Source organism: Pseudomonas sp. O39 (genome assembly GCF_045447295.1).
GTDB lineage: Bacteria > Pseudomonadota > Gammaproteobacteria > Pseudomonadales > Pseudomonadaceae > Aquipseudomonas > Aquipseudomonas antarctica_A.
The window spans coordinates 55,809-79,149 of record NZ_JBJGXV010000025.1 but is presented as its reverse complement, the minus strand read 5'-3'; the positions used below and the strand labels follow the sequence as shown (position 1 = coordinate 79,149).

General features: G+C 57.9%; 29 protein-coding genes. 23 read left to right on the top strand and 6 right to left on the bottom strand.

Annotation, left to right across the window (positions count from 1 at the left end):
• Window positions 1-3 precede the first annotated feature (3 nt).
• The 18 genes from rplX to bfr all read left to right on the top strand — a co-directional run bounded on the left by rplX (window position 4) and on the right by bfr (window position 10,615).
• Window positions 4-318, top strand: a complete 315-nt coding sequence (gene rplX, locus ACI77D_RS24705; RefSeq protein ID WP_003176416.1) for a 50S ribosomal protein L24 — start codon at window positions 4-6, stop codon at window positions 316-318.
• A gap of 20 nt (window positions 319-338) precedes the next feature.
• A complete protein-coding gene (gene rplE, locus ACI77D_RS24700; RefSeq protein ID WP_003176415.1) occupies window positions 339-878 on the top strand; it encodes a 50S ribosomal protein L5 in 540 nt (179 codons plus the stop codon).
• A 13-nt stretch (window positions 879-891) separates the two neighbouring features.
• Entirely contained in the window at window positions 892-1,197 is a 306-nt protein-coding gene (gene rpsN, locus ACI77D_RS24695; RefSeq protein WP_003176414.1) for a 30S ribosomal protein S14, read from the top strand.
• Window positions 1,198-1,405: 208 nt separating this feature from the next.
• Entirely contained in the window at window positions 1,406-1,798 is a 393-nt protein-coding gene (gene rpsH, locus ACI77D_RS24690; protein ID WP_010566853.1) for a 30S ribosomal protein S8, read from the top strand.
• 12 nt (window positions 1,799-1,810) lie between these two features.
• A complete protein-coding gene (rplF, locus tag ACI77D_RS24685) occupies window positions 1,811-2,344 on the top strand; it encodes a 50S ribosomal protein L6 (RefSeq protein WP_003176412.1) in 534 nt (177 codons plus the stop codon).
• A gap of 10 nt (window positions 2,345-2,354) precedes the next feature.
• A complete protein-coding gene (gene rplR / locus ACI77D_RS24680; protein WP_003186037.1) occupies window positions 2,355-2,705 on the top strand; it encodes a 50S ribosomal protein L18 in 351 nt (116 codons plus the stop codon).
• A gap of 3 nt (window positions 2,706-2,708) precedes the next feature.
• Complete coding sequence (rpsE, locus tag ACI77D_RS24675) at window positions 2,709-3,209, top strand: 30S ribosomal protein S5 (RefSeq protein ID WP_003176409.1); 501 nt, start codon at window positions 2,709-2,711, stop codon at window positions 3,207-3,209.
• 2 nt (window positions 3,210-3,211) lie between these two features.
• Window positions 3,212-3,388, top strand: coding sequence for a 50S ribosomal protein L30 (gene rpmD / locus ACI77D_RS24670; RefSeq protein ID WP_003186033.1), 177 nt, complete (start codon window positions 3,212-3,214; stop codon window positions 3,386-3,388).
• Between the two features lie 3 nt (window positions 3,389-3,391).
• On the top strand, window positions 3,392-3,829 hold the full coding sequence (gene rplO, locus ACI77D_RS24665; protein ID WP_003176407.1) for a 50S ribosomal protein L15: 438 nt from the start codon (window positions 3,392-3,394) through the stop codon (window positions 3,827-3,829).
• The gene (gene secY / locus ACI77D_RS24660) at window positions 3,830-5,158 is read left to right on the top strand and encodes a preprotein translocase subunit SecY (protein ID WP_016969470.1); all 1,329 of its coding nucleotides are present in this window, start codon (window positions 3,830-3,832) and stop codon (window positions 5,156-5,158) included.
• Between the two features lie 27 nt (window positions 5,159-5,185).
• Window positions 5,186-5,302, top strand: a complete 117-nt coding sequence (gene rpmJ, locus ACI77D_RS24655) for a 50S ribosomal protein L36 (RefSeq protein ID WP_002555468.1) — start codon at window positions 5,186-5,188, stop codon at window positions 5,300-5,302.
• Window positions 5,303-5,431: 129 nt separating this feature from the next.
• Entirely contained in the window at window positions 5,432-5,788 is a 357-nt protein-coding gene (rpsM, locus tag ACI77D_RS24650; RefSeq protein WP_003210063.1) for a 30S ribosomal protein S13, read from the top strand.
• Between the two features lie 30 nt (window positions 5,789-5,818).
• On the top strand, window positions 5,819-6,208 hold the full coding sequence (gene rpsK / locus ACI77D_RS24645) for a 30S ribosomal protein S11 (protein ID WP_002555466.1): 390 nt from the start codon (window positions 5,819-5,821) through the stop codon (window positions 6,206-6,208).
• A gap of 18 nt (window positions 6,209-6,226) precedes the next feature.
• On the top strand, window positions 6,227-6,847 hold the full coding sequence (rpsD, locus tag ACI77D_RS24640; RefSeq protein WP_003210056.1) for a 30S ribosomal protein S4: 621 nt from the start codon (window positions 6,227-6,229) through the stop codon (window positions 6,845-6,847).
• Between the two features lie 22 nt (window positions 6,848-6,869).
• Window positions 6,870-7,871, top strand: coding sequence for a DNA-directed RNA polymerase subunit alpha (locus ACI77D_RS24635; RefSeq protein WP_003176403.1), 1,002 nt, complete (start codon window positions 6,870-6,872; stop codon window positions 7,869-7,871).
• Window positions 7,872-7,912: 41 nt separating this feature from the next.
• A complete protein-coding gene (gene rplQ, locus ACI77D_RS24630) occupies window positions 7,913-8,299 on the top strand; it encodes a 50S ribosomal protein L17 (RefSeq protein WP_007918448.1) in 387 nt (128 codons plus the stop codon).
• Window positions 8,300-8,546: 247 nt separating this feature from the next.
• Complete coding sequence (locus ACI77D_RS24625) at window positions 8,547-9,995, top strand: catalase (RefSeq protein ID WP_407017676.1); 1,449 nt, start codon at window positions 8,547-8,549, stop codon at window positions 9,993-9,995.
• Window positions 9,996-10,150: 155 nt separating this feature from the next.
• Window positions 10,151-10,615 (top strand): bacterioferritin, encoded by a 465-nt coding sequence (gene bfr, locus ACI77D_RS24620; RefSeq protein ID WP_015886133.1) that lies wholly within the window; start codon window positions 10,151-10,153, stop codon window positions 10,613-10,615.
• Window positions 10,616-10,680: 65 nt separating this feature from the next.
• Here the strand turns inward: bfr and uvrA are convergent, their stop codons facing one another.
• Window positions 10,681-13,515: an excinuclease ABC subunit UvrA gene (gene uvrA / locus ACI77D_RS24615; RefSeq protein ID WP_259763377.1), complete on the bottom strand. Its 2,835-nt coding sequence runs from the start codon at window positions 13,513-13,515 to the stop codon at window positions 10,681-10,683.
• A 178-nt stretch (window positions 13,516-13,693) separates the two neighbouring features.
• Here uvrA and ACI77D_RS24610 point away from each other — a divergent pair, with 178 nt between their 5' ends.
• Together ACI77D_RS24610 and ACI77D_RS24605 are read left to right on the top strand one after the other, a co-directional pair.
• Window positions 13,694-15,088 carry an MFS transporter gene (locus ACI77D_RS24610; protein WP_064454352.1) on the top strand — a complete coding sequence of 465 codons (1,395 nt, stop codon included), beginning with the start codon at window positions 13,694-13,696 and terminating at the stop codon, window positions 15,086-15,088.
• Between the two features lie 9 nt (window positions 15,089-15,097).
• On the top strand, window positions 15,098-15,625 hold the full coding sequence (locus ACI77D_RS24605; RefSeq protein WP_049711300.1) for a single-stranded DNA-binding protein: 528 nt from the start codon (window positions 15,098-15,100) through the stop codon (window positions 15,623-15,625).
• Window positions 15,626-15,691: 66 nt separating this feature from the next.
• Here the strand turns inward: ACI77D_RS24605 and ACI77D_RS24600 are convergent, their stop codons facing one another.
• The gene (locus ACI77D_RS24600) at window positions 15,692-16,600 is read right to left on the bottom strand and encodes a LysR family transcriptional regulator (RefSeq protein ID WP_407017675.1); all 909 of its coding nucleotides are present in this window, start codon (window positions 16,598-16,600) and stop codon (window positions 15,692-15,694) included.
• A 101-nt stretch (window positions 16,601-16,701) separates the two neighbouring features.
• Here ACI77D_RS24600 and tam point away from each other — a divergent pair, with 101 nt between their 5' ends.
• Window positions 16,702-17,463, top strand: coding sequence for a trans-aconitate 2-methyltransferase (tam, locus tag ACI77D_RS24595; protein WP_407017674.1), 762 nt, complete (start codon window positions 16,702-16,704; stop codon window positions 17,461-17,463).
• A 21-nt stretch (window positions 17,464-17,484) separates the two neighbouring features.
• Here tam and ACI77D_RS24590 read toward each other — a convergent pair whose 3' ends face one another.
• Window positions 17,485-18,048 (bottom strand): cysteine hydrolase family protein, encoded by a 564-nt coding sequence (locus tag ACI77D_RS24590; protein WP_407017673.1) that lies wholly within the window; start codon window positions 18,046-18,048, stop codon window positions 17,485-17,487.
• Window positions 18,049-18,285: 237 nt separating this feature from the next.
• Between ACI77D_RS24590 and ACI77D_RS24585 the strand changes: the two genes are divergently transcribed.
• Both ACI77D_RS24585 and ACI77D_RS24580 read left to right on the top strand, forming a co-directional pair.
• Entirely contained in the window at window positions 18,286-19,395 is a 1,110-nt protein-coding gene (locus ACI77D_RS24585) for a DUF3182 family protein (protein ID WP_407017672.1), read from the top strand.
• Entirely contained in the window at window positions 19,385-20,140 is a 756-nt protein-coding gene (locus tag ACI77D_RS24580) for a S9 family peptidase (protein WP_064454347.1), read from the top strand. The genes ACI77D_RS24585 and ACI77D_RS24580 overlap by 11 nt, the downstream gene beginning before the upstream one ends.
• Window positions 20,141-20,263: 123 nt before the next feature.
• Here the strand turns inward: ACI77D_RS24580 and ACI77D_RS24575 are convergent, their stop codons facing one another.
• The 3 genes from ACI77D_RS24575 to ACI77D_RS24565 are packed head-to-tail and all read right to left on the bottom strand — an operon-like array spanning window position 20,264 to window position 23,248.
• A complete protein-coding gene (locus ACI77D_RS24575) occupies window positions 20,264-21,220 on the bottom strand; it encodes a lysylphosphatidylglycerol synthase domain-containing protein (RefSeq protein ID WP_407017671.1) in 957 nt (318 codons plus the stop codon).
• Window positions 21,210-22,472, bottom strand: a complete 1,263-nt coding sequence (gene clsB, locus ACI77D_RS24570; RefSeq protein WP_064454345.1) for a cardiolipin synthase ClsB — start codon at window positions 22,470-22,472, stop codon at window positions 21,210-21,212. Before clsB ends, ACI77D_RS24575 begins: the two co-directional genes overlap by 11 nt.
• Window positions 22,469-23,248: an endonuclease/exonuclease/phosphatase family protein gene (locus ACI77D_RS24565; RefSeq protein ID WP_221295740.1), complete on the bottom strand. Its 780-nt coding sequence runs from the start codon at window positions 23,246-23,248 to the stop codon at window positions 22,469-22,471. Before ACI77D_RS24565 ends, clsB begins: the two co-directional genes overlap by 4 nt.
• Window positions 23,249-23,341 lie beyond the last annotated feature (93 nt).

Here is a 23,341-nt window from a genome sequence, read left to right as displayed (position 1 = left end):
GACATGCAAAAGATTCGTCGTGACGACGAGATCATCGTGATCGCCGGCAAAGACAAAGGTAAGCGCGGTAAGGTGCTTAAGGTTCTCGCTAATAACCGTCTGGTTATCGGCGGTCTGAACCTGGTTAAGCGTCATACCAAGCCTAACCCGATGTCGGGCGTACAAGGCGGTATCGTCGAAAAAGAAGCTCCGCTGGACGCTTCTAACGTCGCCATTTTCAACGGCGAAACCAACAAGGCTGACCGCGTTGGTTTCAAAGTAGAAGATGGCAAGAAAATTCGTGTCTTCAAGTCGACCCAAAAAGCGGTTGATGCTTGAACACTGCTAGGTAGAAGACCATGGCACGACTAAAAGAGATTTACTGGAAAGAAATCGCACCGAAGCTTAAGGAAGAACTTAAGCTTTCGAACGTGATGGAAGTTCCACGCGTTACCAAAATCACCCTGAACATGGGTCTGGGCGAAGCGGTCGGCGACAAAAAAGTCATCGAACACGCTGTTGCTGACCTGGAAAAGATCACCGGTCAAAAAGTCGTTGTGACTTACGCTCGGAAATCCATCGCTGGCTTTAAAGTCCGTGAAGGTTGGCCGATCGGCGTCAAAGTGACTCTGCGCCGTGAGCGTATGTACGAATTCCTGGATCGTCTGCTGTCGATCTCCCTGCCTCGGGTCCGCGACTTCCGCGGCCTGAATGCCAAGTCCTTCGATGGTCGTGGTAACTACAGCATGGGCGTGAAAGAGCAGATCATCTTCCCGGAAATCGACTACGACAAGATCGATGCTCTCCGCGGTCTGGACATCACCCTGACCACCACTGCCAAGAACGATGATGAAGGCCGCGCTCTGCTGCGTGCGTTCAAATTCCCGTTCCGCAACTGATTGGAGTAGGACCATGGCCAAGATGAGCATGAAAAACCGCGAGCTGAAGCGTCAGCTCACGGTTGCCAAGTACGCCAAGAAGCGTGCAGCACTGAAAGCAATCATCGTTGATCTGAACGCAAGTCCAGAAGCACGTTGGGAAGCTACAGTAGCTCTGCAGAAGCAGCCACGTGACGCAAGCGCTTCGCGCATGCGTAACCGCTGCCGCCTGACCGGTCGTCCACACGGCGTTTACCGCAAGTTCGGCCTCGGCCGTAACAAACTGCGTGAAGCGGCAATGCGTGGTGACGTACCAGGTCTGGTTAAAGCCAGCTGGTAAGTACTTTCAGAGTCCAGGCGGTTGGTATCGCAAGATACTGACCGCCGGTGGCCTTGAATCTGGAACAAGCCCCTTTTGGGGCTTGTTTCATTTCTGGAGTGTGTCTAAAATACGCGGCTCGCCTGAGCCCGTGTGTTTTGCGCTCGGAGATTCTCGGCGACATATGTAGCCGCAAGGCTAATTTTTTTGTATTAGGAGCGTCTAGCCCATGAGTATGCAGGACCCGTTAGCGGACATGCTAACTCGTATCCGTAATGCCCAGATGGCTGAAAAGTCCGTCGTAAGCATGCCATCTTCCAAGTTGAAGGTAGCTGTTGCCAAAGTCCTGAAAGACGAAGGCTACATTGCGGGTTATCAGATCAGCAGCGAAACCAAGCCACTGCTGTCCATCGAGCTGAAGTACTTCGAAGGCCGTTCGGTCATCGAGGAAGTGAAGCGCGTTAGCCGTCCAGGCCTGCGTCAGTACAAGTCCGCCGAAGATCTGCCGAAAGTTCGTGGCGGTCTGGGCGTGTCTATCGTCTCCACCAACAAAGGTGTGATGACGGATCGTGCTGCGCGCGCTGCCGGTGTCGGCGGCGAAGTTCTTTGCACTGTGTTCTAAGGGGGGATAAGCATGTCTCGCGTCGCTAAGAACCCCGTTAAGCTGCCAGCCGGTGTCGAAGTAAAATTCGCAGGCCAACAGCTTTCGGTGAAGGGTGCCAAGGGCACTCTTGAACTGAATATCCATTCGTCCGTTGAGATCGTTGAAGAAGCTGGTGAGCTGCGTTTCGCTGCTCGCAATGGCGATCAACAAACTCGCGCAATGGCCGGTACCACGCGTGCGTTGGTAAACAACATGGTCCAAGGCGTAAGCCAAGGCTTCGAGCGTAAGCTCCAGCTGGTCGGTGTTGGTTACAAAGCGCAAGCAAAAGGCACGGTTTTGAACCTGGCCCTTGGCTTCTCGCACCCAGTGGATTACGAACTGCCGGAAGGCATCACCGCTGAGACCCCTAGCCAAACCGATATCCTGATCAAGGGTATTGATAAGCAGCTGGTAGGTCAGGTGGCCGCTGAGATCCGCGACTTCCGTCCACCAGAGCCGTACAAAGGCAAAGGTGTGCGCTACGCGGACGAAGTCGTCCGTCGTAAAGAAGCCAAGAAGAAGTAGGGCATAGCAAATGACCGACAAAAAAGTTACTCGACTGCGTCGCGCTCGCAAAGCACGCCTGAAAATGCACGAACTCGAAGTCGTGCGTCTCTGCGTGTTCCGCTCGTCGCAGCACATCTACGCCCAGGTCATCTCGGCCGACGGCAACAAAGTCCTGGCAAGCGCCTCGACTTTGGATAAAGAACTGCGTGATGGTGCCACTGGCAACATCGACGCGGCCACTAAGGTTGGCCAGCTGGTCGCTACGCGTGCTAAGGCCGCTGGCGTCTCGCAAGTGGCTTTCGACCGCTCTGGCTTCAAGTACCACGGTCGCGTGAAAGCGCTGGCTGATGCTGCTCGTGAAGCTGGGCTGGAGTTCTAAGTTATGTCAAATAACGACCAAAAGCGCGACGAAGGCTACATTGAGAAGCTGGTTCAAGTTAACCGCGTAGCCAAAACCGTTAAAGGCGGCCGTATCTTCACTTTCACCGCGTTGACCGTGGTGGGTGATGGTAAAGGGCGTGTTGGCTTCGGCCGTGGCAAGTCACGTGAAGTGCCTGCTGCGATCCAGAAGGCAATGGAAGCTGCTCGTCGCAACATGATCCAAGTTGATCTGAACGGCACCACGCTGCAGTACGCAATGAAGTCTGCCCATGGCGCTTCGAAGGTGTACATGCAGCCTGCTTCTGAAGGTACCGGTATCATCGCTGGCGGCGCTATGCGTGCTGTCCTCGAAGTTGCTGGCGTTCAGAACGTTCTGGCCAAGTGCTACGGCTCGACTAACCCGGTAAACGTGGTTCACGCCACTTTCAAGGGTTTGAAAGCTATGCAATCTCCTGAGTCCATTGCTGCCAAGCGCGGCTTGACTGTCAAGGAGATCTTCTGATCATGGCTACCGTTAAAGTAACGCTGATCAAAAGCATGACCGGCCGCATCCCTAACCACAAACTGTGCGTTAAAGGTTTGGGTCTGCGTCGCATCGGTCACACTGTAGAAGTCCTGGATACTCCCGAGAATCGCGGGATGATCAACAAGGCTTACTACATGCTGCGTGTAGAGGGTTAATCGATGAAACTCAATGATCTGAGTCCAGCGCCGGGTTCCCGTCGCGAAAAGCATCGTCCGGGCCGTGGTATCGGTAGCGGTTTGGGTAAGACTGGTGGCCGTGGCCACAAAGGTCAAACCTCCCGCTCCGGTGGCACCATCGCTCCTGGCTTTGAAGGCGGTCAACAGCCGCTGCATCGTCGCCTGCCTAAGTTCGGTTTCGTATCCCTGAAAGCCATGGATCGCGCAGAAGTGCGTCTGTCCGAGCTGGCTAAAGTGGAAGGCGACATCGTTACTGTGCAGACCCTGAAAGATGCCAACGTGATCAACGTCAACGTACAGCGTGTGAAAATCATGCTGTCCGGTGAAGTGACTCGCGCTGTCACTATCGGCAAGGGAATCGGCGCCACCAAAGGTGCGCGTTCGGCTATCGAAGCAGCTGGCGGCAAGTTCGAGGAATAAATGGCTAAGCAAGGTGCTCTCTCAGCGCTCGGCAAAGGCGGTATGTCTGAACTTTGGGCTCGTCTGCGTTTTCTGTTCCTGGCGATTATCGTCTACCGAATAGGCGCACACATCCCGGTTCCAGGTATCAACCCGGACCGACTCGCAGACCTGTTTCGACAGAATGAGGGGACCATTCTTAGCTTGTTCAACATGTTTTCCGGCGGCGCGCTGGAACGGATGAGTATCTTTGCACTGGGGATCATGCCGTACATTTCGGCATCGATCATCATGCAACTGATGACCGCCGTCAGCCCGCAGCTGGAGCAGTTGAAGAAGGAAGGTGAAGCTGGCCGTCGCAAGATTAGCCAGTACACCCGCTACGGCACTGTCGTTCTCGCCCTGGTTCAAGCTATCGGCATGTCCGTTGGCTTGGCGGGGCAGGGCGTTGCGTTCACTGGTGACTTTGGCTTCTATTTCGTCGCAGTATCCACGTTTGTGGCTGGTGCGATGTTCATGATGTGGCTGGGTGAGCAGATTACTGAGCGTGGTGTTGGTAACGGTATCTCGATGTTGATTTTCGCAGGTATCGTCGCCGGTCTTCCGAGAGCAATTGGGCAGTCTTTCGAGTCTGCACGTCAGGGTGATATCAACATCTTCGCTCTGGTTGCCATCGGTTTGCTGGCAGTAGCGATTATCGGTTTTGTGGTGTTCATTGAGCGTGGTCAGCGTCGTATTGCTGTTCACTACGCCAAGCGTCAGCAGGGCCGCAAGGTTTTTGCTGCGCAGACCAGCCACTTGCCGCTGAAAGTGAATATGGCCGGTGTAATTCCGGCAATTTTCGCGAGCAGCATTTTGCTGTTTCCGGCTTCGTTGGGTACCTGGTTTGGTCAGTCTGAAAATATGGGCTGGCTGCAGGACCTCTCTCAGTCGATCGCTCCTGGTCAGCCGTTGAATATTCTGCTGTTTAGTGCAGGGATTATTTTCTTCTGCTTCTTCTATACGGCGTTGATGTTCAATCCGAAAGACGTAGCGGAAAACCTGAAGAAGTCCGGTGCCTTTATTCCGGGCATCCGTCCAGGTGAGCAGTCTGCACGCTACATTGATGGCGTTCTGACTCGTTTGACCCTGTTCGGTGCTCTATATATGACGGCCGTGTGCTTGTTGCCCCAGTTCCTGGTGGTTGCAGCAAACGTTCCGTTCTACCTTGGCGGGACCTCGTTGCTGATCGTGGTCGTGGTTGTGATGGACTTCATGTCCCAAGTACAATCGCACCTCGTTTCGCACCAGTACGAATCCCTGATGAAGAAAGCCAACCTGAAGGGTTACGGCAGCGGCATGTTGCGCTGAGTACCCATAAGGTTCGAGGAGTTGGTGATGAAAGTTCGTGCATCGGTGAAAAAGCTGTGCCGTAACTGCAAAATTATTCGCCGCGAAGGTGTTGTTCGAGTAATTTGCAGCGCGGAACCGCGTCACAAACAGCGCCAAGGCTGAGTGTGATCCGCTTGAAGCCCGGCAGCTAGTGCGCTGCCGGGTTGATTATTTGTTATTACAGCGATATTATCTCGCGCCCTATTTCTTGGCTTCCGGGGCGTAGGTAGCTGTCAATTGGAGTCCCACTGAATGGCCCGTATTGCAGGCGTTAACATTCCAGATAACAAGCACACTGTTATCTCGCTGACCTACATCTATGGTGTTGGTCGCACTACTGCGCAGAAAATTTGCGCAGATACTGGGGTAAACCCAGCCGCAAAGATCAAAGATCTGAGCGACGAGCAGATTGAGCTGTTGCGTGGCGAAGTGGCGAAGTTCACCACTGAAGGTGACCTGCGTCGCGAAATCAACATGAAAATCAAGCGTTTGATGGATCTCGGTTGCTACCGTGGTCTGCGTCATCGTCGTGGTCTTCCAGTACGCGGTCAGCGTACCAAGACTAACGCGCGTACCCGTAAAGGTCCGCGTAAGCCGATCCGCAAGTAATCGCCCACGCGAATCGACAGGAAATTAATCATGGCAAAACCTGCTGCTCGTCCTCGTAAAAAAGTTAAAAAGACAGTGGTTGATGGCATCGCCCACATCCATGCATCTTTTAACAACACAATCGTGACCATCACCGACCGTCAAGGTAACGCGCTGTCTTGGGCTACCTCTGGTGGTTCGGGTTTCCGCGGTTCCCGCAAGTCCACCCCGTTCGCTGCTCAAGTAGCTGCTGAACGTGCTGGTCAAGCTGCGCTGGAATACGGCCTGAAAAACCTCGACGTTAACGTCAAAGGTCCAGGTCCAGGTCGTGAGTCTGCTGTCCGTGCTTTGAACGGCTGTGGCTATAAGATCGCCAGCATCACCGACGTGACGCCAATCCCGCACAACGGGTGCCGTCCGCCGAAGAAGCGCCGCGTGTAATCCAGGAGATTGTAAAGAATGGCTCGTTACATTGGTCCAAAATGCAAACTCGCTCGTCGCGAAGGCACCGATCTCTTCCTGAAGAGCGGCGTGCGCGCGATCGAATCGAAGTGCAACATTGAAGCAGCACCTGGTATCCACGGCCAACGCCGCGGTCGCCAGTCCGATTACGGCACCCAACTGCGTGAAAAGCAGAAGGTCCGTCGTATCTACGGCGTTCTCGAGCGCCAGTTCAGCGGCTACTACAAAGAAGCTGCTGGCAAGAAAGGTGCAACCGGTGAAAACCTGCTGCAACTGCTCGAATGCCGTCTGGACAACGTTGTATACCGTATGGGCTTTGGTTCGACTCGTGCCGAATCCCGTCAGCTGGTATCGCACAAATCCGTCAGCGTAAACGGCCAAACCGTTAACGTGCCGTCTTACCAGGTTCGTGCTGGTGACGTGGTCGCGATTCGCGAGAAAGCAAAAAACCAACTTCGCATTGTCCAAGCTCTCGATCTGTGTGCCCAACGTGGCCGCGTAGAATGGGTAGAAGTAGACACTGAGAAGAAGTCGGGCGTTTTCAAGAACGTTCCTGCTCGCAGTGATCTGTCCGCCGACATCAACGAAAGCCTGATTGTCGAGCTCTACTCCAAGTAAGGGCTAGAAAATAGGTGCATCCATGCAGATTTCGGTAAATGAGTTCCTGACACCCCGCCACATTGATGTGCAGGTTGTCAGTCCAACCCGCGCCAAGATCACTCTCGAGCCTCTCGAGCGTGGTTTTGGCCACACCCTGGGCAACGCGCTGCGCCGCATCCTGTTGTCCTCAATGCCCGGCTGTGCAGTAGTCGAGGCCGAGATTGACGGTGTGCTCCACGAGTACAGCGCCATCGAAGGTGTACAGGAAGACGTAATTGAAATCCTGTTGAACCTTAAAGGTCTGGCTATCAAGCTGCACGGTCGTGACGAAGTTACGCTGACCTTGTCGAAGAAGGGTTCGGGGGTGGTTACCGCTGCCGATATTCAGCTGGATCATGATGTCGAGATCGTTAACCCCGATCACGTAATCGCTAACCTGGCGTCTAACGGCGCCCTGAACATGAAGCTCACTGTAGCTCGTGGTCGTGGTTATGAACCGGCCGACTCGCGTCAGAGCGATGAAGACGAAAGCCGCAGCATTGGTCGCTTGCAGCTTGACTCTTCGTTCAGCCCGGTTCGCCGTATCGCATACGTGGTGGAAAACGCCCGTGTCGAGCAGCGTACTAACCTGGACAAGCTGGTTATTGATCTGGAAACCAACGGTACTCTGGATCCTGAAGAGGCTATTCGCCGCGCTGCAACCATTCTGCAACAGCAGTTGGCTGCGTTCGTCGACCTCAAAGGTGACAGCGAACCAGTGGTAATCGAGCAGGAAGACGAGATCGATCCGATCCTGCTTCGCCCGGTTGACGATCTGGAACTGACTGTACGTTCGGCTAACTGCCTTAAGGCGGAAAACATTTACTACATCGGTGACCTGATTCAGCGTACCGAAGTAGAACTGTTGAAGACTCCGAACCTGGGCAAGAAATCCTTGACTGAAATCAAGGACGTTCTGGCCTCCCGCGGTCTGTCCCTCGGCATGCGCCTCGACAACTGGCCGCCTGCAAGTCTTAAGAAGGACGACAAGGCGACTGCCTGATCGTCGTAATCACCGAACGTGAGTTTGGTAAGGAATGAACCATGCGTCATCGTAAAAGTGGTCGTCACCTGAGCCGTACCAGCTCGCACCGCAAGGCCATGTTCCAAAACATGGCGGTGTCGCTGTTCGAGCACGAGCTGATCAAAACTACACTGCCGAAAGCTAAAGAACTGCGTCGCGTTGCTGAGCCGCTGATCACTTTGGCCAAGACAGACAGCCTGGCTAACCGCCGTCTGGCTTTCGACCGTACTCGTTCGAAAGCTATCGTTGGTAAGCTCTTCAACGACCTGGGCAAGCGTTATGCTACCCGTGAGGGTGGCTACCTGCGCATCCTCAAGTGCGGTTTCCGCACTGGCGACAACGCGCCTATGGCGTACGTCGAGTTGGTTGATCGTGCAACTGCCGGCGAAGCTGTAAGCGCCGAGTAAGACGACAGTCTGCAACGAAGAACCGGGCCTAGTGCCCGGTTTTTTGTGCGCGTAATAAAAGCCGTCTATATTCCTCACGTCGCTGCCGGTGCTCTCGCACATCCAAAGCTACTTGCCAGGACGGTTCGTTAGTTATTTTCTATCAAAGTCCATGATTTAATGCATTTGATGGTGTCATCTTGATGGTCAATACTCCCTCCAAGCCGATTAGCCGGCAGTTCCTAGCCTGACCTGAGGAAGATTGAGCATGAGCCAGAACAAAATCCTGACCACCGCCAGCGGTGCGCCTGTCGCCGATAACCAGAACTCCCGCACTGCCGGTCCTCGTGGGCCCTTGTTGCTCGACGATTTCCATCTGATCGAAAAGCTTGCGCATTTCAACCGTGAAAACATTCCCGAGCGCCGTGTGCACGCCAAAGGCTCAGGTGCTTACGGCACGTTCACTGTGTCCCGTGACATTACTCAGTACACCAGCGCTAAGCTGTTCGAGACCGTCGGGAAACAAACACCGACCTTCCTGCGATTCTCTACGGTAGGTGGCGAGCGCGGTTCGGCTGACACCGAGCGCGATCCACGCGGTTTTGCCTTGAAGTTCTACACTGACGAAGGGAACTGGGACATCGTGGGTAACAACACGCCAGTATTCTTCATCCGCGACCCGCTGAAGTTTCCGGACTTTATCCACACCCAAAAGCGCCTGCCGCAAAGCAACCTGAAAAGTGCGCAGATGATGTGGGACTTCTGGTCGCACTCTCCAGAAGCACTGCACCAGGTCACCATCCTGTTTTCGGATCGGGGCATTCCTGACGGCTACCGTCACATGCACGGCTTCGGCAGTCACACGTACAGCCTGATCAACGCCCGTGGCGAACGTCATTGGGTTAAGTGGCATTACAAGACCAAGCAAGGGATCAAGAACCTGGCGCCTGCTGAAGCTGCACGCCTGGCTGGTACAGACCCTGATTACGCGCAGCGTGACTTGTTTGGTGCGATCGAGCGTGGCGACTTCCCGAAATGGAGTGTCAACATCCAGGTCATGACCGAAGCGCAAGCCAACGCTCATAACGAGAACCCTTTTGACGTGACCAAAACATGGTCGCAGAAAGAATTCCCGTTGATCGAAGTCGGCGAGCTGGAACTCAACCGTAACCCGCAGAATTACTTCGCTGAAGTTGAGCAAGCCGCCTTTGGCCCAAGCAACATGGTTCCGGGTGTGGGGCTGTCGCCGGACCGCATGCTGCAAGGCCGCGTATTCGCTTACGCAGATGCGCACCGCTACCGTGTTGGCACCAACCACCAGCAATTGCCGGTGAATGCCCCGCGCAGCCCGGTGAACAGCTATCAACGTGATGGTTCGATGGCCTTTGGCAGTAACGGCGGCGCAACGCCTAACTATGAGCCAAACAGCTACACTGATGCGCCCAAGCAAGCGCCACAATACGCAGAGCCTGCTCTGGCGTTGACCGGTGCAGCTGATCGCTACGATCATCGCGAAGATACCGACTACTACAGCCACGCGGGTGCGCTGTTCCGCTTGATGGATGCCGGGCAGAAAGCCCTGCTGATCAGCAACATTGCCGGCGCTATGGCCGGGGTCAGCAGCGATGTGGTTCAGCGCCAGCTGCAGCACTTCTTCAAAGCTGACCCTGATTACGGGCAAGGCATTGCAACTGCGCTGGGTGTATCGCTTAACTGACTCTAAACGATAAGCAGAACCGCCCTCATTTGGGCGGTTTTTGCGTTATTTCAGCTACTTTTCTGCGGAAATCATCACTTTTCTGCCGTTAGTCCCGTGACCTCCGGGTCATCATGGTTCAAACTACAGACTTTCAAGCAGGGAGATGTAGGGCGATGCAAGGTCACCCCGACGTAATCGATTACCTCAACACGTTGCTGACGGGCGAACTGGCAGCTCGTGACCAATATTTCATCCATTCGCGCATGTACGAAGACTGGGGCTTTACCGAGCTCTACGAGCGTATCAACCACGAAATGGAAGAAGAGGCGCAGCACGCCGACGCACTGATGCGCCGCATCCTGATGCTCGAAGGCACGCCGCGTATGCGTCCAGACGACCTGGATGTGGGCACCACGGTGCCTGACATGCTCGCCGCTGACCTTCGCCTCGAATACAAGGTGCGTGCCGCGCTCTGCAAGGGCATCGAACTCTGCGAGCAGCACAACGACTATGTCACCCGCGAAATTCTGCGGGTGCAGTTGAATGACACCGAAGAAGATCACACCTACTGGCTGGAAAAGCAGTTGGGCCTGATCAAGCTGGTCGGCCTGGAAAATTACCTGCAATCGCAGTTCTGATTCCCGGCTACAAAAAAGCCCCTGTCACCGCAACGTGACAGGGGCTTTTTCATGCGCCCGATAAATCAGGCTTTGTCGCGCGCCAATAACGGCTTCAAGTAGTAACCGGTATGTGACTGCGGCATCTCCGAGACCTGTTCCGGCGTACCCACCGCGATGATCTGGCCACCCTTGGAGCCGCCTTCCGGCCCCAGGTCCACCAGCCAGTCGGCGGTCTTGATCACATCAAGGTTGTGCTCGATCACCACCACTGTGTTGCCGTGATCACGCAAGCGGTGCAGAACATCCAGCAATTGCTGAATATCTGCAAAGTGCAGGCCCGTAGTCGGTTCATCGAGGATGTACAGCGTCTTGCCCGTATCGCGCTTGGACAGCTCGCGAGACAGCTTCACCCGCTGCGCCTCGCCGCCGGACAACGTGGTCGCCGACTGCCCCAGCTTGATGTACGACAGGCCCACATCCATCAAGGTCTGCAGCTTGCGCGCCAACGCAGGCACCGCGTCGAAGAACACCCGCGCTTCCTCGATGGTCATCTCCAGGGTTTCGTGGATGTTTTTACCCTTGTATTTGATCTCCAGGGTTTCGCGGTTGTAGCGCTTGCTTTTGCACACATCGCACGGCACGTAGATGTCCGGCAGGAAGTGCATCTCAACCTTGATCAGGCCATCGCCCTGGCACGCCTCGCAGCGCCCGCCCTTGACGTTGAACGAGAACCGGCCCGGCCCGTAACCGCGTGAGCGAGACTCCGGCACGCCCGCAAACAGTTCACGTATCGGCGTGAACAACCCGGTATAGGTCGCCGGGTTGGAACGCGGCGTGCGGCCAATCGGGCTTTGGTCGATATCGACCACCTTGTCCAAGTGCTCCAAACCTTTGATGCTGTCGTGTGCCGCGGCCTCCAGCGTGGTGGCGCCGTTCAGGGCGGTGGCACTCAGCGGGAACAGCGTGTTGTTGATGAGCGTCGACTTGCCGGAGCCGGAAACGCCGGTCACACAGGTCAGCAGGCCGAGAGGTATTTCCAGGTCCACATTGCGCAGGTTGTTGCCGCGCGCGCCCTTGAGGTGCAACGCCATCTTTTTGTTACGCGGCGTGCGCTTGGCGGGCACTTCGATCTTCACTCGACCGGACAGGTATTTGCCCGTCAGCGAATCCGGGTGAGCCATGACTTCGGCAGGTGTGCCTTCGGCGACGATGTGCCCACCGTGCACGCCTGCACCCGGGCCAATGTCGACCACATAATCCGCCAGGCGAATCGCGTCTTCATCGTGCTCGACCACGATCACGGTGTTACCGATATCCCGCAGGTGTTTAAGCGTTCCCAAGAGGCGGTCATTGTCCCGCTGATGCAAGCCAATCGACGGTTCATCAAGGATGTACAACACGCCAACAAGGCCGGCACCAATCTGGCTGGCCAACCGAATTCGCTGGGCTTCACCGCCAGACAGCGTGTCTGCGCTGCGATCCAGCGACAGATAATCCAGGCCGACGTTAACCAGGAACTGCAAGCGCTCGCGGATTTCCTTGAGGATCTTGTCAGCAATTTCCCCGCGCCGGCCGGTCAGCTTGAGCACGCCGAAATATTCACAGGCATCGCCAATTGGCAGGTTGGTCACCGCTGGCAACGTCTTCTCACCCACCCACACATGGCGCGCCTCGCGGCGCAGGCGAGTGCCCCGGCAGTCCGGGCACGGTTGGGTGCTGAGGAACTTCGCCAGCTCTTCGCGCACGCTCGCCGATTCGGTCTCACGGTAGCGCCGCTCCAGGTTCGGCACGATGCCCTCGAACGGGTGCGAGCGTTTGACGATATCGCCACGGTCGTTCAGGTACTTGAAGTCGACGTTCTGCGAACCACTGCCGTGCAGGATGACTTTCTGCTGCTCTGCCGGCAGTTGGTTGAACGGCACTTCCAGGCTGAATTTATAGTGGGATGCCAACGACCCGAGCATCTGGAAGTAGTAGACGTTACGCCTGTCCCAGCCGCGTATCGCGCCCTCCGCCAACGTCAGGTCACCATTGACCAGGCGCTTGATGTCGAAGAACTGCTTTACCCCAAGGCCATCACACGTCGGGCAGGCGCCTGCCGGGTTGTTGAAGGAAAACAGCTTGGGTTCCAGCTCGCTGATGGCATGCCCGCAGATCGGGCAGGCAAAACGTGCGGAGAAGATGATTTCTTCACCCGGCTCGTCATCCATCGGCGCAACCAGCGCAATGCCATCCGCCAGCTTCAGCGCGGTTTCGAACGATTCCGCCAAACGCTGCTGCAAGTCGGCACGCACCTTGAAGCGGTCGACCACGACATCAATGGAATGCTTCTTCTGCTTGTCGAGCTTTGGCGCTTCATCCAGCTCATAGAGCTTGCCGTTGATGCGCGCGCGCACGAAACCCTGGGCGCGCAGCTCTTCGAAGACCGAAAGGTGTTCGCCCTTGCGCTCACGAATGACCGGCGCCAGCAGCATCAGCTTGGCGCCCTCAGGCTGGGCCAGCACCAGGTCGACCATTTGGCTGACGGTCTGGGCTTCCAGGGGAATATCGTGGTCCGGGCAGCGCGGAATACCCACGCGCGCGTACAGCAGGCGCAGGTAGTCGTAGATTTCGGTAATGGTGCCCACGGTGGAGCGCGGGTTATGGGAGGTCGACTTTTGCTCGATGGAAATCGCCGGCGACAAACCTTCAATGGTGTCGACGTCAGGCTTTTCCATCATCGACAGGAATTGCCGGGCATAGGCTGACAGCGACTCTACATAGCGACGCTGACCTTCGGCATACAGCGTGTCGAACGCCAGGGACGATTTGCCGGACCCGGACAAGCCGGTGATGACGATCAGTTTGTCCCGGGGCAGGGTCAGGTCGATGTTCTTCAGGTTGTGGGTTCTAGCCCCACGAATCAGGATCTTGTCCAAGATGGCCTCGCACGGCGGGCGTAAATAATGCAGGAGTATACGGCTAAAGACTGGATGAATATACACTGTCAAAGTTCCGGGTGCAGCCTTACATGAAAGCTGCGCGGCAAAGCGCCGCATATACCCTCTCTATCGATGGGACTGGTAGAATCGCCGCCGGTTCACACGAGGTTTTTCCATGCACGATCCCCACAGCGAACGCATGAGTAGCGGCGAGACCCGAGCAGCAAGCGGTCTGGCCCTGGTGTTCGCCTTCCGTATGCTTGGCATGTTTATGGTGTTGCCGGTGCTGGCGACCTATGGAATGGATCTCGCAGGCGCGACCCCCGCCCTGATCGGCCTGGCGATTGGCGCCTATGGCCTGACCCAGGCACTTTTTCAGATTCCGTTCGGGATCATTTCCGATCGTATCGGCCGGCGGCCGGTGATTTACCTGGGGCTGATCGTGTTCGCCCTCGGCAGTGTGCTCGCGGCTCAGTCAGACTCGATCTGGGGCGTGATTGCCGGGCGCGTCCTGCAAGGCGCCGGTGCGATTTCCGCTGCCGTCATGGCCCTGCTCTCGGACCTGACCCGCGAACAGCACCGTACCAAGGCCATGGCCATGATCGGCATGACCATCGGCCTGTCGTTCGCAGTGGCCATGGTCGTCGGCCCGTTGCTGACACGTGCCTTTGGTTTGCACGGGCTGTTCCTTGCCACCGGCGGTATGGCGCTGTTCGGGATCGTGATCGTAGCGTTTATGGTGCCGCGCTCCACCGGCACGCTGCAGCACCGCGAATCCGGCGTCGCACGCAAGGCGTTACTGCCGACGCTCAAGCACCCGGACCTGCTGCGCCTGGATTTAGGTATCTTCGTATTGCACGCAATGCTGATGTGCAGCTTCGTCGCGCTGCCCCTGGCACTGGTCGAAAAAGCCGGCCTGCCCAAGGAACAGCACTGGTGGGTCTACCTGACCGCGCTGTTGATCTCGTTCTTCGCCATGATCCCGTTCATCATCTACGGCGAGAAGAAACGCAAAATGAAACGAGTTCTCCTGGGTGCCGTCGCGACATTGATGCTCACTGAGCTATTCTTCTGGGAGTACGGCGACAGCCTGCGGGCGCTGGTAATCGGCACGGTGGTGTTCTTCACCGCGTTCAACCTGCTCGAGGCTTCGTTGCCTTCGCTGATCAGTAAAGTTTCACCGGCTGGCGGCAAGGGCACGGCGATGGGGGTGTATTCCACCAGCCAGTTCCTCGGTTCGGCGCTGGGCGGCATCATGGGTGGCTGGATGTTCCAGCATGGCGGTTTGTCGGTTGTGTTCCTCGGATGCGCCGGGCTGGCTGCACTTTGGCTGGCCTTTGCTGTTACCATGCGCGAACCTCCGTACGTCACAAGCCTGCGCCTGCCGCTGTCGCCCGAAGCAATTCGTGAAGCTGGCCTGGTAGAGCGCCTGAAGGCCGTCGTCGGGGTAACAGATGCAGTGGTGGTCGCTGAAGAGGCGGCCATTTACATCAAATTGGACACCGAATTATTGGATCGCGCGACGCTCGAGCAACTGGTCAACCCAGTGCCGACAGCGCGCCCAGCTTAGGAGAACGTTATGGCCCGTGGGGTTAACAAAGTCATATTGGTCGGTACATGCGGCCAGGATCCCGAAGTTCGCTACTTGCCTAACGGTAATGCCGTGACCAACCTGAGTCTGGCGACCAGCGAACAGTGGACCGACAAGCAGACCGGCCAGAAGGTCGAGAAGACCGAATGGCACCGCGTGTCGATGTTCGGCAAGGTGGCAGAGATCGCCGGTGAATACCTGCGCAAAGGTTCGCAGGTCTACATCGAAGGCAAACTGCAAACCCGCGAGTGGGAAAAAGACGGCATCAAGCGTTATACCACCGAAATCGTGGTCGACATGCAAGGCACCATGCAACTGCTGGGCGGCCGTCCACAGCAGGGCGAGCAACAAGGCGGGGGCAATAACTACCAGCAGTCCGCTCCGGCCCCACGCCAGCAGGCTCCGCGCCCGCAGCAGTCGGCACCGCAACAATCGCGTCAGGCGCCGCCTCCACAACAGGCCGCTCCACAGCCTGCTCCGGATTTCGACAGCTTTGATGACGATATCCCGTTCTAAGGTCTCAGACCCGGAACGCGCAAAACCCCCGATGGCCAAGCCTCGGGGGTTTTTTATTGCCCATGATCAAGTCTCCCGCGCAGCCGCTGTCACCACCATCTCCTTGAACCGCTGCAAAACCGCCGAGCCGTCACCGATGCGCGTCGCCAAATGCAACGGCGCTACCAGGCTCTGGCACTCCGTGAGCTCGCGATAAACAATGCCGTCGCCGCGCAACCGTTGCATCGACGCCGGTACGATGGACACGCCAAGGCCCGCCGCCACCAGGCTCAGCGTCGCGGTCATGCGCGGTGCCTCCTGGACCACCTGCGGGCTGAACCCGGCTTCACGGCAGGCCACCAGAATCGCGTCATACAAACCCAGCCCTACGCGGCGGCGGTAAAGCACAAACGCTTCGGTCGCCAGGGCGGCCAAGGGCAGGGGGGATTGAGCGTCGAGTGCCAGCGGATGATCAGTCGGCAGCGCCAGCAACATGGGTTCCACCAGAATCGGTTCGTCCTGCAGCGACTGGGTGCCACTGAGCGGTGAGCGGATGAACGCAGCATCGAGCTTTTCATGTACCAGCGCGTCCAACAGCTCACCGGTGCCCGCTTCTTCCAGCACCACCGAGACGCCGACAAAGGTTTCGCGAAACAGCCGCAATACACTGGGGACAAACGGGTGCAATGCCGCCGAGCTGGTAAACCCAATAGCCAGCCGACCCCGTTCACCCCGAGCGGCGCGACGAACCACATCGGCTACACCGTCGGCACGCGCCAGGAGTGCTCGCGCTTCATCCAGCAACGCCAATCCGGCCGTGGTAGGGCGCATACCTCTGGGCAAACGCTCCATCAATACAACGCCGAGTTCGGCTTCCAGGCTTTGCAGCATGCGCGTCAGCGGGGGTTGTTGCATCCCCAGACGTTCCGCGGCGCGGGTGATATAGCCTTCCTCGGCAATCGCCACGAAGGCTTTAAGCTGGCGAAGTTCCAACATAGGGATACTTTCAAGGTATGGGAAGTCGCCAATCCTGGCATTTGTTCTCATGGCTCACAAGATTTAGGCTGTCGCCAACCTCAAAAAGAAGGAATGCCGCGATGACCTGGTCAGCCAAGCAGTACACGATGTTTGAACAACAACGTACCCGTCCGGTCCGTGACCTGGTCGCGGCTATTCCTACTGCCGACGTGCGCACCGCCGTCGACCTGGGCTGCGGCCCTGGCAATTCCACCGAAGTATTGGCCGAGCGCTTTCCAAAGGCACACGTCACCGGCATGGACAGTTCCGACGATATGCTGGTTGATGCCCGCAAACGGCTGCCGGCACTGAACTTCGAATTGGCAGATATCGGCGCCTGGAACCCGGGGCAGACATTCGACGTGATTCTGGCCAACGCTTCCCTGCAATGGCTGCCGAACCACGCCACGCTCTATCCGCACCTAGTCAACCAACTGACGCTTGGCGGCACGCTGGCCGTGCAGACCCCGGATAACCTCGACGAGCCCGCCCACCGACTTGCTCGAGAAGTGGCGGCCGAGGGGACATGGTCTGCAAAGATCGGCGCGGTTAAACACAATGAGCGGCACACCGCGAGCTACTACTACGAGCTGCTGAGCAAACATTGCAGCACTGTCGACGTGTGGCGCACCACTTACCAGCACCCGCTGGTGGATCACGCGGCCGTGGTGGAGTGGTTCAAGGCTTCGGCATTACGGCCTTTTCTTGCGCCATTGGCCGAGAGCGAAAAAACCGCGTTCCTGCAGGACTACCAGGCGCGGATTACCCAGGCCTACCCAGCCCTGGCCGATGGCACCGTGTTACTGCCATTCCCGCGCCTGTTCATCATCGCGACTCGCTGAAACCCGGCAAACAAGCGGTGGTCACACAGCCGCCGCTTGGCTCTCCAGATACTCATCCGTCGAGAGCACGCTGGCGTAGGCAAAGCCCAGCGACGCCATAAAAGCCCCGTGCACTTGCGCTGCCGGAATCACCTGCCCGTTGAATTCCTGATCCCGCGTAGCGCACGCGTCGTGAATCAACGTGACTTTGTAGCCCAGGTCCGCTGCTGCGCGCACTACGCCGTCGATGCACATATGGCTCATGCTCCCGACCACCACTACTTCGGTGATGGCGCGTTGTTCCAGCACGGCCTGTAGATCGGTCCCGCGGAACGCATTCACGAAGTGTTTAAGCACCACTGGCTCGTTGCCCTCATTCAGCACCTTGGCATGCAGGTGCGCGCCTTCGGAACCCGGCGTGAAGAAAGGTGCGTCCTCGGAGGTGAACTCATGGCGTACATGAATCACTGCATTCCCCGCCTGACGAAACGCCTGCAGCACCTGCGCAGCCTTGTCCGCCGTGGCTTCTACGCCGTCGAGCGGCCACTTGCCCTGGGGGAAGTAGTCGTTTTGTATGTCGATGAGGATGAGCGCTTGCTTGGCCATAAGGGTTCTCGTGATGGGTGGACAGGCCCAGTATCTTAGCTGGCGCCGGGAAAGAGGAGCGGCTGAGTCGTGCAGAACGCCGCATGTTTAGCGCGACGTCGTGCAGAATCAGGCAGGCCTACTGCCATTACTTTTTCAGTAACTGATTGATTTAACAACCATCCTGTTCTGCCTTGCCTTGGCTTGATCCCTGCAACCCTCTCTGCACACACATGGCAGGATGGCCAAGGAGGACGCATGACCCCGACTCAACGGAAAAAAACGGTGGTCGCTCACTCCACGAGAGCAGGTGCGCCGCAGCATGAAGTCGACACCAACCGCGCCCTGGCGCGTTGGCTGGCGCAGATACTCGGCCTTAAATTCGGCGGCAGCTATGACCCACACCTCCATGGCGACCGTGACCTGTATCTGTTGCCCACGCAAACCCTGATCGGCTCGGCCCAAGCGCTCCAGCTCAACGTTAAAGGGTCGCAAGACCTGTGGGGCGGCTATGTCGATCACGATTTCATCTGCACCAAAGCCATTACTCATGGCCTGTTAAGCCCGGATGCCACGGCGCCCGAGGGTTGGTCGCCATTGTTCGGCGAGCGCGTGCGCAACGTCGTGCTTGATGGCTTCAGCGTTTTCGCGCTGCCCGATGCGCTGCCCGCTGCCAGGCGCTTGCTCAGCAGTGGGCCGATCCGCCTGAAGCCCGTGCATGCCTGCGCCGGGCGCGGCCAGGAAGTTATCCACAGTCTCGACGCATTCGAGGCCCTGCTGGCGCGGCCCGAATCGGCGCAACTGTTCCGTGAGGGCGTGGTGCTGGAGCAAGACCTGCACGACGTGGTCACTCATAGCGTGGGCCAAAGTTTTATCGGCGATCACGTGTTCAGCTACTGCGGCGAGCAATACCTCACTCAGGACGGGCAGGGCGAAGACGTCTACGGCGGCTCCGACTTACTGGTGGTTCCCGGTGCTTACGACGACTTGCTAAAGCTCGACCTGCCCGACGGCGTGCGCGAGGCCATCGAACAGTCCCGGATTTTCGACAGCGCCGCCGACGAGGCCTACCCTGGTTTCTACGCGTCGCGACGCAACTACGACATTGCCCAAGGCCTGGACAGTGAAGGCCAACGCTGCAGCGGCGTGCTTGAACAATCCTGGCGCATGGGCGGGGCCAGCAGTGCGGAGGTCGCGGCGCTGCAAAGCTTCATCAATAACCCCGGCCTGCGGGCGATTCGTGTTTCATCGGTGGAAACCTACGTGGACCAAGCGTTGCCAGCGGATGCCATTGAGGTGTACCGCGGCCCGGCCGAAAACAGCGACTTTCTTCTCAAGTATGTGACGGTTAAATCTTATGACGGCTAGAAGCGAAAGCATTGCGATCGATATCGACGACGAACAGATGAGCGGCACATTCCTGACCCCAAAATCGAAGGTGCCAGGCGTGCTGTTTGTGCACGGCTGGGGCGGCAGCCAGGAGCGCGATCTTGCGCGGGCCAAAGGCATCGCCGGTTTGGGGTGTGTGTGTCTGACGTTCGACCTGCGCGGCCATGCGGGCACCGGTATTCCGTTGTCCCGCGTCACTCGCGAAGACAACCTGCGCGACCTGTTGGCTGCGTACGACCGGTTGCTGTCACACCCGGCCATCGACACCTCGGCTGTGGCGGTGGTGGGCACCAGTTATGGTGGCTACCTGGCGGCGATTCTTACCTCATTGCGCCCGGTGCGTTGGCTGGCGCTGCGGGTGCCGGCGCTTTACCGTGACCAGGAATGGCTCAAGCCCAAGCGCGAATTGGATAAAGCCGACCTGATGGACTACCGCAGCACACGGGTGCAGGCCGAAACCAACCGCGCCCTGCATGCCTGTGCGCAATTCACCGGCGATGTGCTGATTGTCGAATCGCAAACCGATGACCATGTGCCTCACGCCACCATCATGAGCTATCGCGCGGCCTGCCAGCAGACCCACTCCTTGACCCACCGTATCATCGACGGCGCAGACCATTCACTCAGCGATCCGGTGTCGCAGCAGGCCTACACCTCGATCCTGGTCGACTGGATTACCGAGATGGTCGTGGGCGAGCGGTTGAGCATCATCCAATCCCAATAACGGCGGCGCTTTGGGGTAATGCCAGTCAGTTAAGCGTCGCTCCCACATTGGATCTTCGCTGCTTTGAGCATTTCGTTCGCTTAACTGACTGGCATTAGGCGCTTTGGGGCGCCTTCAACACCTTCAAACAGGTGCTTTCTTCACCCGCAACGCTTTGGCTTTGGCTTCGACCGCGAGGTACATCACCAGCGCAATCAGCAGCGGCAAAATAAAGTAGATCGCCCGGTAGGCAATCAACCCCGCAAGCAAACTGCCGCGCGACGCTTCATGCTGCATCAGCGCGATAAACACGGCCTCCAGCACTCCAAGCCCGGCCGGGATATGGGTGATGACACCGGCAATCGCGCTGATCAGCAGTACCCCCAACACCAGCGGATAATCCAACTTGGCCGGCAACAAGGTAAAGATCACCGCCGCCATCAATGACCAATTCAACGCGCCCAACGCCAACTGCAAACATGCCATGCGCAGCGAGGGCAAATTGATCTCGATGCCTTTGATCGACCACGCACGTTTTTTCGAAAATCGGCAGGCTGCCAGATACCCGAGACTGGCCAGCACCAGCAACACACCAATGCCCTGCAAAGCGCTGGTGCTGACTTTCCAGCCCGGCGGCATCGTCACCCAGCCGCTGCTGAACACCACGCCGGCCAATGCCATGTAACCAAACCAATTGGTCGCCAGGCTCAGCCCAAGAATCTTCGCGATATTACCGGTGCTCACCCCGAGCCGTGAGTACAGCCGATAACGCATGGCGATCCCGCCGACCCACGCGCTCAGGTTGAGGTTGAACGCATAGCTGATGATCCCCACCGGCAAGATCTGCTTCCAGCGCAATGGCTGGCGAATGTAGGTGCGACCGATCAGGTCGAAGCTGGCGTAGACGAGGAAACTGCACAAGGTCAGCCCACCGGCCATCAACAACGTGTGCAGCTTGAAGTCGCCCAGCGTCTGCATCACTTCGCTCCAGTCGATGCGCCGCGCCAGCAGGGTGAACAGCACGATCAGCAGCAGGAAGAAAGCGATGGTCAGCGGCTTCTTCCAGCGTTTGAATCGCGAGCTGCCGGTGTCAGCGTTCACGGGCCTGACTCTGGAAGGGTTTCAAGCGGGGTTTATGCGCCGGTAGCCAGCCCGTCAGTACAGGGAAATGGCGCATCACATGAAATACCAGGAAGCCTACGGTCAATCGCCACAGCCACAGCCGTGGCTTGCGGTTTTCCGGCATGGTCCGGCAATGGTCTTTGGCGAGTATTTCCAAACGTTCATACAGCTGCTGGTTGAAGGCGCGGTCGCGAATCAGCACGTTGGCTTCCAGGTTCAGCGACAGGCTCAACGGGTCCAGGTTGCTTGAGCCCACGGTGCTCCAATGGTCATCCACCAGCGCGACTTTGCCATGCAGCGGCCGTTGGCAATACTCGTGAATCACCACGCCATCCTTGAGCAGATAGTCGTAGAGCATGCGCGCCGCCAGCTTGGCCAGCAGCACATCAGGTTGGCCCTGCATGATCAGTTGCACCTGCACACCACGGCGCGCGGCGTTGCGAATTTCGCGCAGCAGCCGGTAGCCGGGAAAGAAGTAGGCGTTGGCGATCACCACGCGTTGTCGGGCCTTGCTCAGCGCGTGGATATACGCCTCTTCGATGTCGTCGCGGTGCTGCACGTTGTCGCGGTAGATCAGGCGCACCAGGCCGTCGTCGTTAGCGGTTGTCCACAGCGCGGGCCGTTGCTGGCGCCGGCGCCAGCCTCGCCGCGTGCGCACCTGGCGACCACTTTGTGCAAGGGCGAAATGGTGCAGGTCGGCCACCGCCGGGCCGGTCAATTGCAGCGCATAATCCTGCTTGGCCTCGGGGCCAAAATCCCCGAGGTGGTCGGCAGAAAAGTTGATCCCGCCGATAAACGCCACGGCGGCGTCCACCACCACAATCTTGCGATGCAGGCGGCGAAACCAGTTGGTGCGAAGCCCCAACCTCTTCGGCGCCGGGTCGAACATCTGCACCTCCACACCCGCCTCAGCCAGCTCGCCGAGAAATGCCGGGCTCAGTTCGCCGCAGCCAAAACCATCGAGGCTGGCCACCACCTTCACGCCACGTTGCGCGGCCTCTATCAGAATGCCTTGCAACTCATGGCCGACCTTGTCTTCAAACAGAATAAAGGTCTCCAGCAGAATCTCCCGTTGCGCCTTGCGCATGGCGTCGAAGACTGTCGGAAAGTACGCCTCGCCGTTCTCCAGCAGCTCGACCCGGTTGTCGCTCTGCCAGCCGTAATCGAGATCACGCGCTTTCGCTTCATCCGGCGGCTGGTCGGTGGCGATGTGTTCTACCGCGACGTTCATAACTCGATCTCCACTGACAACGGCACATGGTCTGACAGATGAGACCACGGCCGGGTCGTCAGCACCTTGGGGTTATGGATGTTCACATTGCGCACATAGATGCGATCCAGCGGCAGCAACGGCAGGCGTGCCGGGAAGGTTCGGGCGGGCTTGCCGTGGGCTTCGACGAACACTTCCTTGAGGCCGCTCTGGCTCAGGTCAACCTTCTGGCGCCAGTCGTTGAAATCACCGGCCACGACCAGCGGCGTATCGGCGGGGATCTCGCGGATGCGCTGTTCCAGCAGGCGCAACTGTTGCTGGCGATGCACCTCGCGCAGGCCCAGGTGCATGCAGATCGCATGCACTTCCTGGCCGGTGCCGGGCAAGCGCAGCACACAATGCAGCAGGCCACGGTTTTCGTGGCCGCTTTGCGAAATGTCGAGGTTGTCGTAGCGGATGATCTGGAATTTCGACAGCAGCGCATTGCCATGGTCGCCATGCGGGTAGATCGCGTTGCGACCGTAGGCGAATTGCGGCCAGATGCTGTCGGCGAGGAATTCGTACTGCGGCATGTTCGGCCAGTCACTGTAGTGCTGAGGATGGCGTTCGTGAGTGCCGTGGATTTCCTGCAGGAACACGATATCGGCGCCCACGCTGCGCACGGCTTCACGCAGCTCGGGCAGGATGAAGCGTCGATTCAATGCGGTGAAGCCCTTGTGGATATTGACCGTCAGCACCGTGAAGCGCGTGATGGCGACGCTGGGGGTAATGGGCACCCAGTCGGGAATCGCAGCCATGATTGCTCCTGTGAAAGAGTGGGGGCCTGGCCCCCGTTTAAGGCTGACTGCGATGTTTCGATGAAAGTTTCCACCTTCCTACGGACGGCACGC